Origin of the sequence: Haloferula helveola (genome assembly GCF_037076345.1) — a bacterium.
Classification (GTDB): Bacteria; Verrucomicrobiota; Verrucomicrobiia; order Verrucomicrobiales; family Akkermansiaceae; genus Haloferula; species Haloferula helveola.
The window spans coordinates 4,903,601-4,916,628 of sequence record NZ_AP024702.1; the positions used below are offsets into that span (position 1 = coordinate 4,903,601).

General features: G+C 61.7%; 9 protein-coding genes. 7 read left to right on the plus strand and 2 right to left on the minus strand.

Translation table 11 applies throughout. The annotated features are described in order from the left end of the window. The first annotated feature begins 19 nt into the window (after positions 1 to 19). From HAHE_RS18605 to HAHE_RS18635, 7 genes are read left to right on the plus strand one after another with little or no spacing between them, the layout of a single operon-like run. On the plus strand, positions 20 to 2,695 hold the full coding sequence (locus tag HAHE_RS18605; RefSeq protein ID WP_338686581.1) for a sulfatase-like hydrolase/transferase: 2,676 nt from the start codon (positions 20 to 22) through the stop codon (positions 2,693 to 2,695). A gap of 35 nt (positions 2,696 to 2,730) precedes the next feature. Next, a complete protein-coding gene (locus HAHE_RS18610) occupies positions 2,731 to 3,231 on the plus strand; it encodes a carbohydrate binding domain-containing protein (protein WP_338686583.1) in 501 nt (166 codons plus the stop codon). A 21-nt stretch (positions 3,232 to 3,252) separates the two neighbouring features. After that, positions 3,253 to 5,487: a glycoside hydrolase family 44 protein gene (locus HAHE_RS18615; protein ID WP_338686585.1), complete on the plus strand. Its 2,235-nt coding sequence runs from the start codon at positions 3,253 to 3,255 to the stop codon at positions 5,485 to 5,487. Continuing rightward, positions 5,484 to 6,911 (plus strand): sulfatase, encoded by a 1,428-nt coding sequence (locus HAHE_RS18620; RefSeq protein ID WP_338686587.1) that lies wholly within the window; start codon positions 5,484 to 5,486, stop codon positions 6,909 to 6,911. The genes HAHE_RS18615 and HAHE_RS18620 overlap by 4 nt, the downstream gene beginning before the upstream one ends. 4 nt (positions 6,912 to 6,915) lie before the next feature. After that, positions 6,916 to 8,406: a sulfatase gene (locus tag HAHE_RS18625; RefSeq protein ID WP_338686589.1), complete on the plus strand. Its 1,491-nt coding sequence runs from the start codon at positions 6,916 to 6,918 to the stop codon at positions 8,404 to 8,406. 4 nt (positions 8,407 to 8,410) lie between these two features. Continuing rightward, positions 8,411 to 10,087, plus strand: coding sequence for a sulfatase family protein (locus HAHE_RS18630; protein WP_338686591.1), 1,677 nt, complete (start codon positions 8,411 to 8,413; stop codon positions 10,085 to 10,087). A gap of 13 nt (positions 10,088 to 10,100) precedes the next feature. Beyond that, positions 10,101 to 11,519: a GH1 family beta-glucosidase gene (locus HAHE_RS18635; protein ID WP_338686593.1), complete on the plus strand. Its 1,419-nt coding sequence runs from the start codon at positions 10,101 to 10,103 to the stop codon at positions 11,517 to 11,519. Here the strand turns inward: HAHE_RS18635 and HAHE_RS18640 are convergent. Then, positions 11,502 to 12,164, minus strand: coding sequence for a transposase (locus HAHE_RS18640; RefSeq protein WP_338686595.1), 663 nt, complete (start codon positions 12,162 to 12,164; stop codon positions 11,502 to 11,504). The two genes, HAHE_RS18635 and HAHE_RS18640, sit on opposite strands and share 18 nt — an antisense overlap. A 104-nt stretch (positions 12,165 to 12,268) precedes the next feature. After that, positions 12,269 to 13,003, minus strand: coding sequence for a hypothetical protein (locus tag HAHE_RS18645; protein WP_338686597.1), 735 nt, complete (start codon positions 13,001 to 13,003; stop codon positions 12,269 to 12,271). Positions 13,004 to 13,028: the final 25 nt, after the last annotated feature.

Here is a 13,028-nt window from a genome sequence, read left to right on the forward strand (position 1 = left end):
GAAAACCCGTTTCAAACCCATGAGACTTATCCTGCCGGCCGTGTTGGCCTCCGTATTCGCGCTTCCCGTGTCCCGGGCGGAGCAGCCGAACGTGCTTTTCATTGCCGTCGACGATCTCGTGCCGACGCTCGGTTGCTACGGTGATCCGGTGGCGCTGACGCCCGAAATCGACGGGCTCGCTTCGCAGGGCATGACCTTTCTGAACCACCACTGCAACTGGACGGTGTGCGGGCCCTCGAGGGCGGCGCTTACGACCAGTCTGATGCCGGAGGAGACAGGGGTCATGGGCTTCAAGGCGATCCGCCATCCGGACTTTCTGCCGGACGTGATCACGCTGCCGCAGCACTTCAAGAACGAGGGCTACGAGACCGCCTGCACCGGGAAATTCCATGACCCGCGAACCGTGGGCGACACCGGGAGCGCGCTCGACGCCAATGACCAGTTTCCCGACGGGGCGAACATCGACGACCCGCTCTCGTGGTCGATCGCCTATGTGAAGGCTGCGTCCGGTTACAGTCCGTCGGGCAAGCCGGCGGTCGATGATTCCGATACCGAGCCCTTCGCGAACTACGGCGATCATCATATCAAGGAGGAGGGTTTGGCGTTGATCGATACGCTTTCCTCCGGCAGCAAGCCGTTCTTCCTCGCGGTCGGATTCAAGAAGCCGCACCTGGGGTTCTACGCGCCTCGTCAGTTCTGGGATCTCTACGACCGAAGCTCAATGCCGCTGGCTCCTTTCAGCGCCCATCCGGCCGGCGAAAGCACCTTCACGGGGGCGACGCTCGACTTTCACAGCGAGCTGCAAGGCTACACGCCGTATGATACGAGCTGGCCGCCGAGCGAGGCGCAGCAGCGCGAGCTGGTCCACGGCTACTATGCCTGCGTATCGATGGTGGATGCGCTGGTCGGGGAACTCATCGACAAGCTGGCGGTGACCGCTGACCCGGTGCAGGCCGGCAAGAATCTGGATGAGACGACGATCATCGTGCTCTGGGGTGATCACGGTTTCCACCTCGGCGATCACGGCCGGTGGGGCAAACACTCGGCGATGGAGGAGGCGACCCGTTGCCCGTTGATTATCTATGATCCGCGGGATCCCAAGGCGCCCGGAACCAACTCGACGGCCACGCCGGTCAACACGATCGATATCTACCCGACGCTTTGCGAGATGACCGGGCTTCCGATCCCCGAGCAACCGAGCAGCAACACCGTAACGACCGGCCGACCGCTGCGCGGGCGGAGTCTGGTGCCGGTGCTCGACGGTTCCCGGGAAGCCGTGCATCACGGCGCTATCACCCACTTCAACAACGGCGGCCGCTACGGTTACGCCTACCGGACCGAGCGGTTCCGCTACATCGAGTGGGTGGACGGGTCCGGGAATGTCGATGGCGTCGATCTCTACGACTACGTCGATGATCCCCTTGAGACGCGCAACCTCGCGGCGGATGACGCCTATGCGGCGATCGTCTACCAGCTCTCGCGGTCGATGCGGGCCGAGACGACGACCAACGGCGCCGAGCGGTTGAACCTCGCGGCGCCGTCGACCACCGGTGATGGAGCTTTCCTCCCCGACGTTTCGATTGATTTGGTTGGATCGGGGATGGTCGAGCTCGCGTGGCCCGACAGCGGTGGGGTGAGCTATCGAGTCCTCGGTGATGATGATCTGGTGGATCCGTGGACGGACGATGCGAATGATGTGCCCGCCTCGCCGGCCGAGCTTGCGGCGACCGCCGCCCGGCGCTTCTTCCGGATCACCTTCGACGACAATGTGCCGCCGGTCTTTCTTTCCGACCCTGTGCTCAAGGCGGATGCGACTCCCGATGCCGCCTACACGGGGAGCCTCGCGGGTGATGTCTCGGATCCCGGCGACACCCTGACCTTCACCAAGCTCGACGGTCCGGCGTGGCTGTCGATCGGAAGCGATGGCGCGTTGACCGGAACGCCGGCAGTTGGAGATCTCGGGGCGGGCTGGTTCACGGTTGAGGTCAGCGATACCGCAGGAGCCTCGGCATTTGCCAAAGTCCAGATCTCGGTGACCAACGAGACTGTTCCTCCTTCGGCCACGGTGCTGGAACACTGGGAGTTCGAGGACGTCGCGGGCACCCAGTTCACGGGGCTTGCGAATTCCGCAGGTAGCGCCTCGTTCTCGGGGAACAAGGACCAGGTGCAGACCGATGGTGCCGGGAATCTGGTGTTCGGCGTCGGAGCGGACGCCTCCGATAATGTCTTCCGCAACGCGACGCTGACGGTTCCGGGGCAAACCACCGGAGTCTTCGAAATGGAGTGGACTTATCCTTCGGCAACCATCGAAGGAGGTGATGCAACCGGTGCGAATGTCGGATTCGGTTTCCGGGATGCTGGCGGCACCGACCTCTTCCTGGTGCGTCTCCAGCGCCAGAACAGCGAGCTGCGACTCCAGCACCGGGTCGGGACCTCGAATACCGATCTGGAAGATTTCAACGCCACCACGATCGCCGATTTGCGGGTGCGGGTGGTGGCGGACCTCGATGCCGATACCTTTGACGTCTACTGGCAGCTCGGGGCCGGCCCGGAGCAGAGCTCGACCGGCATCGCCATGTCGGCCACGGGCCTGAATTTCGACGAAGTGCGGATGACCGCCAACACCAACACCACCGACTGGGGGGCGACCGATTCGGTATCGGTCGGTGAACTCAAGGTTTCCGAACTCCCCTGAACCCTCACTCATCCAATCCAAACACGACTGAACCCATGACCAGGAAAATCTTTTGCTACAGTGTGCTGATCGGCGCCTGTGTTGGCCTTGGCTCGGCAGAGCCTCTCATCAAGAACGGCGAGTTCGAGAAACCGTTGGCACCTTGGAAATTGTTCTCCATCAAGGACACCCCAGCGACGGATCGGGCGGTCGCCGACGGTGTGCTGACCATCAAGGCCGCCGACGCGAGCGGCAAACCCGGCAACCGGCAACTGATTCAGGAAGTGGCGGTCGAGGCGGGGAGGACCTACTCGCTGAGCTTCGATATCAAAGGCGACCTCGAGAAAGGCAAGGAAGTGGTGGTTGTGGTGACGACGGGCCCGGGAAAATTTGCCTACTTCAATCGGGTGCCGATCACTGCGGATTGGACCAGCAAGAAACTCCGGATCACCCCCAAGGAGACGGACGGCACGGATGCGCCCACGCTCAAGTTCCTGCTCGGGGACCTGAAGGGTGATGTTTCGCTGCGCAAGGTTTCGCTCGAAGCCACCGAGTAAAAGGGTGTCAAATCGGAGGGAATGAGGACCACGAGGATGCTGGCGATTTTGACGGCGGGACTGCCGTTGTGGGTTGCCGCCGGGATCGAGATCCGGACTCCTGAAAAGGAGCGACCGGTGGATCTCGGCCGCCTCCTCGGTGGCAACGTCGCGCTCTGGTATCAGAAGCGCGATCTCGAAGCCGCGGATGTGCGGAACGCCGTCGAGCGCTGGAAGCCATCGTTGCTGCGACTCCCGGGCGGATCGTGGTCCGATGAGGTCTACTGGAACGGAAACGGGGTCCGGAAGGGTGAGGACTTCGATGCGTCGAAGCGGCAAGGCCCGCAGTGGCAGATCGATTATTCCGAGTATGCTCCGGGACTCCGGCTGGGGAGTGCCGACGGTTCGCTGTCGGACTTTCACGGGCACCTCGATGTCCGGGCGCTGCACGAGTACGTCCGTGACCGCGGAGCGGCGGCGATCGTGACGGTCAACGCCGGCACCGGCACCCCGGAGATGGCGGCCGAGTGGGTGAAGTGGGCGAAGAAGGAGGGCTACCGCGTCGACTACTGGGAAGTGGGCAACGAACTCGATGGCGAGTGGGAACTCGGCCATGTCGGTCCTGACGGAAAGGTCGTGGATGCAGACGAGTATGCACGGCGCTTTGCGGCCTTCGCCAAGGCAATGAAGGCGGTCGACCCGGGCATCAAGGTCGGAGGGCCAACGGCTTCGAATGACCAGCTGCCCTTTGTCGAAACGCTGATCCGTGAGTCGGGCGAGCTGCTCGACTTCGTGACTTTCCATACCTACCCGGTGCTCGGCGGAGGCAAATCCGAGGGTGAGCGCTTCGCCAAGGCCGATGATGTGGCGAAGGCTGTGGAGCGAATCCGGGAGTGGATCGCCAAGTATCAGCCGGGCCGGGAAGACGAAATCGAGATTGGAGTCACCGAGTGGCACAAGCAGGTGATGGAGACGCGCCCGACCGTCGATCTCTCCAGTGGGCTTTGGACCTGCCTTTTCATCGGGGCGATGGCCGAGAGCGGTGTCGATTTCGCGAACCAGTGGGACTACTTCTCCGATGTCGGAGCGGGAGGGCACGGGTTGTTCGGCGTGAACGGCGAGGGTGCTCGCGCGGTTTTCCACGCGATGATGCTCTGGCGGGAGCACATGGGATCCGAGCTTTTGGAAATCTCGGGCTTGCCCGAAGGCGTGGCGGGATTCGCGACCCTGCGCGATGGCAAGCCGCGGGTCATGCTGATCAACAAGACCCGGCGGCCGGTGAGGATCGATGGGGTCGCTTTGGACGGGGCGGAACTGACGGGCAGTGTGAAGGCCTGGCGATTTTCGCAACGTGAGTACTTCTGGAATCCACTGAAGCAGCGGCCGGAGTGGAGTCATGCCGCGCGTGAGATAGCGGTCGATGCGTCCGGCTTTGAGGTGCCGGGCTTCTGCGCGCTTGTCGTGAGTGATGAGAGCGAGGAGCTGGAAGGGGAGTTTGCCGGAAAGCCGTCGCTTGAGATTCTCGTTCCGGCCGAGGCGCCTGCGGATCTACCTGTGGAAGGATTTGTGCTCGTTCGTGGAGACGACGGCGCGTGGGGCGGTACGCTTTCGGAAGTAAGCTTGGACCTAGAAGGTGTGGGCGGCGCCAGTTTGAAGAAAGTCGACACCGCGAGTTCGGTTGGGGTGTTTGAGGTGACTCCTGAAGGTCCGGGTGAATCACGGATCAAGGCGACCGCTGACGGTCTTCAGGCAGAGGCAACGATCCGTTGGACCGAGGTGAAGCAGCGGGATCAGGTGGTTTGGGAGTTCGCCGGAGATGCGTCGATGTCCGGTTTGGAAACAAGCTATCAACTCGCTGCCGACAGCCAGGCCCGGCCGAACCAGACGGTCGCGATGATGACCCTAGAAGCGGCGGAGGACGTGGCAGAGAAGAACACCCTGCTTGCCATCAAGTCGCTGCCCGAGGGTCTGGAACGCGAGCGCATCGGCGGCGTGATCGGGCTGCTTGGCGGGTCGCCTGATCTCCACAGCGATGATCCCAACGCGTTCGTCCAGATCGTGCTCCAGAGTAATCTCGACCACTGGATGCCGGTTGGACGCGTGCCGCTCAGGAAACTCGCGGGCAGTTGGGAGAAGCTCTCGATCGTTCTGGACGATCCTCGATTACTGGAGGCGATGGGCGAGCTATACGGCATTCGTTTTCACCTGAAGTCCAACCAGCCGGTGGAAGGTCGGATCTATCTCGACGACCTCGGCTTCATCTTGCGCGGCGAATGAAAGTAATCCTGTCACTTCTGCTTCTGGCCGCTCCGCTGCTCGCGCGGCCGAATGTCGTTCTTCTGTTGATCGACGATCTCGGTCGGCAGGATATCGGGGTGCACGGAAGCACCTTTCACGACACTCCCAACATCGACCGCCTCGGAAAGGAAGGCTTGGTGTTCGAGAACGCCTACTGCGCCCATCCCCGATGTGTGCCGTCGAGGTATGGGATCTTCAGCGGGCGCCTGCCGGCTCGCGATGGGGTTCCGGGATTCGAAGGACGGAAACACACGCTCGCTCCCGAGCGGGTGACCTTTGCCGAGGTGATGCGTGATGCCGGATATGTCACCGGCTACATCGGCAAGTGGCACCTCGGCAAGGAGGGCGGAGGTCCGGACACGCAGGGCTTCTCCGACAGCCGGATCGCCGGTGCTGCGGGGGGCCCGAACAGCTACTTCTATCCGTTTCACCTGACTCCCGACGGGAAGCATAAGGAGAACGAGGTGTTTCCGGTGGTCGACGGGAAGGAAGGGGAGTATCTGAACGATCGCCTGACGGATGAGGCGGTCGATTTCCTGAAAGAGAATCGTGAGAGGCCGTTCCTGCTCGTGCTTGCCCACTACGCCGTGCACACGCCGTTCCAAGCGCCCGAGGGGATGGTGGATCAGGCGCGGAAGCGGTTGAACGGAGACCCTGAGGGCGGCAAGTGGAAGGATCCGGATTTTAAGGATTCGGATGGAGCGACGGACAAGACGGTGCAGAACAATCCGGTCTATGCGGCGATGGTGAAGAGCATGGACGACAGTGTGGGTCGGGTGCTGGACACGCTGGAGGAACTGGAGCTCTCTGGGAACACCCTCGTGCTGATGACGTCCGATCATGGCGGACTTTCAACGCGTGGCGGATCGAGCGGGCGCCCGCTGGCGACGACAAACCTGCCGTATCGTCATGGCAAAGGCTGGTTGTACGATGGAGGGCTGCGGGTGCCGATGATTGTCAAGTGGCCCGGTGTCGTGAAACCCGGGACCACGAAGGCCGCAACGCTGGGAACCGATCACTACGCCACCGTCCTTGAGGCAGTCGGCCTCAAGGCAGACCCCGGCGAGGCCGTGGACTCCGTCAGCTATCTTCCTTTGCTCAAGGGCGAGTCAATGGAGCGTGGGCCGATGTTCTTCCATTCGCCCCGCGGTCGTCCCCAGTCGACGGGCGACCGCAACGCATCGGCCGTGATCGACGGCAGGTGGAAGCTCTTCCAAAACCACGGAAGCGGCCAGTTGGAGCTGTACGATCTCGCAGCGGATCCCGGAGAAGCGAAGGACCTTTCTGAAACCTATCCGGAAAGAGCGGCGGAGATGCGGAAGCTTCTGAACGATCTCAAACAGCAAACAGGAGCAAAAGAGGGCGGTAGAAACCCTTTCGACTCCGATAGCAAGTCCAAGTGAACCCATGATGAAATCCTCACTATTCGCGCTGCTGCTCGCAGCAACGGTCTCGGCCGCCGAGAAGCCCAATGTTCTCTTCATCGCGGTCGATGACCTCAAGCCGATGCTCGGTTGCTACGGCGACACCGTCATCAAAACGCCGAACATCGACCGGCTCGCCGGCCAGGGCACGACCTTCCTCAATGCCCACTGCCAGCAGGCGGTCTGTGGTCCGTCGAGGGCAAGCCTCCTGACGGGGCTTCGGCCCGACACAACGCAGGTGTGGGACCTCAAGACCCGGCTGCGGGACAATCTCCCTGATGTCGTGACTTTGCCCCAGCACTTCAAGGCAAACGGCTACGAGTCGGTCGGGCTCGGCAAGATCTTCGACCCCCGGAGTGTCGACGGTCAGATCAAGGATGACCCGGCTTCGTGGAGTCGGCCTTACATCAAGACCGCCGACAATCCGGACTCCCAGATGGGTTTCCTCGGTTCGGAATTCGTCGAGCGGGCCAAGGTCGCCAAGCGGGAGAACCGGGGGAACTGGAACAAGATGAAGGAGGCCCTCGGTGGTACGCCTGCGGTCGAGATCGATCAGGACGTGCCGGACGACGCCTACGACGACGGCATCTTTGCCGACAAGGCAGTCGAGTTGATCGGCGAACTCTCGAAGTCCGACAAGCCGTTCTTTCTCGCGGTGGGTTTCAAGAAACCGCATCTGCCGTTCGTCGCACCGAAGAAGTACGCCGACCTCTATTCCGGCGATGACATCCGCCTGGCGGAATTCCAGAAGATGCCGGAGGGCGCTCCGGAGGTGCACTTCCAGGATTCATGGGAGCTGAAGAACGGGAGCTATGCCGGCTACGAGGGTCTCAAGGGCAAGGTCGTTCCCGATAAGAAGCAACGGGAACTCATCCACGGCTATATGGCATGTGTCTCCTACATCGATGCGCAGGTCGGCAAGTTGCTCGACGCGCTCGACAAGCAAGGTGTGGCGGAGAACACGATCGTGGTGTTCTGGGGTGACCATGGATGGCACCTCGGAGACCACGGCATGTGGTGCAAGCATACCAACTACGAGCAGGCGACCCGGGTGCCGATGATCATCTCGAAGCGTGCCAAAGGAGGTGTGGCGGCCAAGTCGTCATCGCCGGTTGAGTTCATCGACATCTTCCCGACGCTCTGCGACATCGCGGGGCTTGAGAGGCCGGACGCCCTCGAGGGGGAAAGCCTTGTCCCGGTAATTGAGGATCCGGAGGCCACGGTGAAGGACTACGCGATCAGCCAGTATCCCCGTGGCGGAGGTGCCCGTGAGTTGATGGGCTATGCGCTCCGTGACGGCCGCTACCGCTACGTCCGCTGGGTCGAGAAGGGCGATCCGTCCAAGCTCAAGTTCGAGGAGTTCTACGATTACGAAAGCGATCCGCTCGAAAAGAAGAGCCTGATCGACGAGCCGGGACTCGCGGATGTCGTGAAGCGTTTCCGTGCCGCCACCGACAAGTTCCTGAGTCTCTGATCCGATGCGATTGATTCATCCATTGCTGATTCCGCTGCTTGCCGCGCTGTTTGTGTCGGCATGTGGAAAACCGAAGGACGGCACCGAAACGGTGAAGGCCGGAAGCGACTCCGGGCCGGAGGCCGTAGCTGGCTCCAAGCGACCGAACATCCTGTTCCTGATCACGGACGACCAGTTCAAGCAACACATGAACTGGATGCCTGAAGGCAGGCAGGCGAACGGCAAGTTCCGGAACTTCACGCCGAATACCGACCGGTTGGCGGACCATGCGACGGTGTTCGATCGCCAGTATGTGACTTCTCCGGTGTGCACGCCGAGCCGCTTTGCCGTGCTGACCGGAATGTATCCCAGCCGGTCGATGGCCGGGGTGTTTCTCGACCGTCAGCGGGAACTCGGCGGCCAGACCTCGGTCGAGTGGAATACCTTCATCACCGAAGGCATGCCGACCCTGCCGAAGCTGCTGCGGGATGCCGGATACCGAACTGGTATCGTCGGGAAGAACCACGTGGTGGAGGTGAACGGGATGGATAAGCCCGAGTGGTTGGCGAAGGCTGACGACCCGGCGATGCTGAAGGTCCTCCGGGAGAACTACGACAAGCAGCTCGACGCGATCCACGAAGCGGGATTCGAGTTCGGTGCCTCGCTCTACTACGACAATCCCGACTTCATCGGCGTGAAGGCGCTGGCGTCGCACAACCTCGACTGGATCGCCAAGGGTGCCCTCGACTTTCTCGATGAGAAGGATGAGCGACCGTTCTTCCTCTACTGTGCGGTCACCATTCCTCATGGCCCCGGCGAACCGGAACGGTCCTACAAGGCGGATCCGCGCATCACCGCGCTCGGGATGCTGGATGAGCCGCTCGATGTCCTTCCGCCGCGTGAGACGCTCGAACCGAGGCTTGAGGAAGCCGGCGTGCCGGCGAAATGGGGCAGGCCGAACCTGCTGTGGCTCGACGATATGGTCGGAGCACTGGTCACGAAACTTGAGGAGACCGGGCAGTTGGAGAACACCATCATTGTCTATTTCAATGACCACGGCCAGGAGGCGAAGGGGACGATCTACGAGGGTGGCGTCCACTCCGAGGGCTTCATCAGCCACAACGGGCCGTTCCCGGTGGGCAAGCGGACCGATGCTTTGGTCAGCAATCTCGACTTCGCGCCGACCTTGCTGGAGTTGGCGGACGTTTCTCCGGGCGATGCCAGATTCGATGGGGAGTCGATCGTTCCCGTCCTGAAGGGTGATAAGGAACAGGTGCACGAATCACTGTTCTTCGAGTTGGGATTCGTGCGCGGTGTGATTCAGGGAGACTGGAAGTACATCGCACTCCGATACCCGGAGCCGGTCGCGGGCATGTCGGTCGAGAAACGGCAGCAGGTGTTGGATCGCTTCAACGAGAACCAGAAGCGGCGGGGTCGGCCGGTTTACACCGAGAACCCGCGGACTCCCTTTTCCCATGTGCAGGCCATCCCGGGCGGGGGCGATGCGGAGCACATGTCGATCGGCAAGTATCCCGCGTTCTATGATCAGGACCAGCTCTACAATCTGGCGGAGGATCCGAAGGAGCAGAGGAATCTGGCGGGCGACTCCCGGTATGCAGCGAAACTGGATGAGTTGAAGATGGCGTTGCAGGCGCACCTCAAGGAGATGCCCGGACCATTCGGTGACCTGAAGCCGGAGTAGAGAGGAACAGCGCATGAGATTTCCGGAAGGATTCACCTGGGGCACCGCGACCTCGGCCTATCAAATCGAAGGCGGGCACGATGCCGACGGCAAGGGTCCGTCGATCTGGGATGCCTTTTGCCAAGTGCCCGGACGGGTCGCGGAAGGGGACACCGGGCAGCTCGCATGCGATCACTATCACCGGTTTCGTGAGGACGTCGCACTGATGGCGTCACTCGGTCTGAAGGCGTATCGCTTTTCGATCTCGTGGCCTCGCGTGATGCCGACCGGAAGATTGGAGAAGGGGTCCATCAAACGCGAAGGAATCCGTTTTTACTCGGACCTGATCGATGCGCTTCTGGAGCACGGGATTGAGCCTTGGGTCACGCTCTACCACTGGGACCTTCCGCTGGCGCTGCAGACCGAGCGTGACGGTTGGCTCAATCCGGAGATCGCGGATGACTTCGAGGCTTACGCACGGCTTTGCTTCGAGGAGTTCGGTGACCGGGTGAAGCACTGGATCACCTTCAACGAGCCTTGGGTCGTGACGATCCTCGGCTACGGGCAGGGGGTATTCGCTCCGGGCCGGGAGTCGAACGTCGAGCCATACATCGCGGGGCACCATATTCTCCGTTCGCATGCGAAGGCGGTGCAATGCTATCGTAGCGAATTCGAGCATCAGGGAGGCAAGATCGGTATTACCAACAACTGCGATTGGCGCGAGCCGTTGACGGATCGGCCCGAGGACCATGAGGCGGCCGAGCGTGCGTTGTTGTTCTATCTCGGTTGGTTTGCCGATCCGGTTTTCAAGACCGGAGATTATCCCGAGGTGATGCGGGAGCGGGTGGGCGACCGGTTGCCGGAGTTCACCGATGAGGAAAGGCGGTCGTTGCTCGGTTCATCGGACTTTTTCGGGCTGAATCACTACACGACGATGTTCGCCGCGGGGGCGTCGAAGGATGGTGCGGAGCAGAGTGTCTACGGCAATGGCGGGATTTCCGAGGACCAGGAGGTGGATCTCTCCGTCGATCCCGAGTGGGAGCTTACCGAGTTCAAATGGGCGGTGGTGCCCTGGGGCTGCCGGAAGCTGCTGAAGTGGATTGCGGACCGTTACGGCAGCCCGGCGATCTACATCACGGAGAACGGCTGTGCGATGGATGATGTCGTTTTGCCCGACGGAACGGTCGATGATCAGGACCGCCTGTCATTCTACCGCGGCTATCTCGAGGCCTGTCATCAGGCGATCGGGGATGGCGTGGATCTCAGGGGCTATTTCGCGTGGTCTTTGATGGACAACTTCGAATGGGCCTCGGGTTACAAGTTCCGGTTCGGGCTCGTGCATGTGGATCGTCAGACGCTGAAGCGCACGCCGAAGAGCTCGGCGCTGTGGTACTCGGATGTGGTTCGTGCCAACGAACTGCAAGGAGAGGCACCTTCAAGGTGCCTTGGGTGAACGGGCACCCGGAGGGAGTCCCTCCTTGACCCACTCTGCTTCGTAGAGGTGGGACCGTGAGTCGCTCACAGAGTTCTTCCGAATGTAGCGGACGACGTTCCCGAAGTGCCTATGGTGACGGATGAGCCGGTCAAAGTAGTCTCTCTGCCAGAAGGGCCCGCTGCGGCCTTGAATGCGATTGGCCTGAACCGCGGTGAAGCTTTTCCACGAGGTGACGATGTGCTCGAGGGTGCGGTCCGGGGCAAGAGAGACGAGCAGGTGCACGTGATTGGGCATGATCACGGAGCTATGGAGGAGATAGCGGCCGCGGTCGTAGTGTCGAAGCGCCTTCGCGACCATTCGGCTGACTTCAGGGTGACGTAAGCGACATTCTCCGTGCGCCGCGTCGAGCCAGTGGTCGATCCGTGTCGAGAATCGGCGGTGGTAGGTTAGCTCGGTCTTCTCGTCCCAAGGTTGGGGGTGAAATGCCATCCAACGGGTGCGTTCGTCCCGCCATTGGTTCAGCAGAGTTGAAGGGAGCGAGTCAGCGAGGCGGAAGGTGAGGAAGTAGCAGGCGCCTTCCTGCTGCCAGTGGGGAAGTCGGTTGAGCGTGTGGCGAATGTCGGCGCCAGCGTGGAGAAAGCGGATGGCTGGCCATGTCGACATGTGTTCATACGAACATATTCAGGTCCGATGTCAAGGCGAGCAAGGAGCGGCACCCTTCGGGTGCCGGGAATTGAGTAACGGCACCCGGAGGGTGCCGCTCCTTGTCACCGACGTCGGCGTGGGAGGATGACTCCGGCTCCGAGCGCGACAACAAAAGCAACCGATGGCTCCGGCACGGAGACGACATCAAACGAAAAGCGGCTCCGGAAGTGATTCACCTTGAAGCCATCGTTGGCGGCGCCGCCCTGGGCGTAGCCGACGGTCATGTCGCCAGGGTCGGCCGAGAAAGAGAACTCATTGGTAGTGACGTTTACCGGAGAGCCCGTACCGAGAGCTAGCGTGGCGATATCACCATCGACATTGTCGAACTGAGAAAGCCCGATCTGGTTGAATCCGATGAAGTCGATGACTCCCATGTCGCCGGCGGCGGCACCGGCGCCGAGGGTAATCGTGCCGCCGGTGTAAGCGAAGGTGAGCGACTCGGACACGTCGCTGATGCGACCGGCTCCATTTCCTGAGACCCCGAGGTCGGTCGTGTGGTTGATCGTTCCGCCGGAGGAGACCAGGGAGAAGTTGAGAACGGCGGTATCATCGTCAAAGCCGTTTCCGTCGAGAGTCAGACTGGTTACGGTGAGGATCAGGGTGACGGAGGTCTCGCCGTTGATCGTGGCCGGTGACTGGCTGTAAGCGACGTTGACCGTGCCGTCGTCCCCGGCACCGATCGCGCCCGCCGATGCGGTCGGGCTGGCGTCGGGGCCGATGCCGTCGATGTTGAAAACTAGCGCGCCTTCACCGAGCGTGGTGAGGGCGAGGAGAATCGGAATGCTGCGTCGGGTCATGGGTATTGGAAGGCTTTGGATTTGC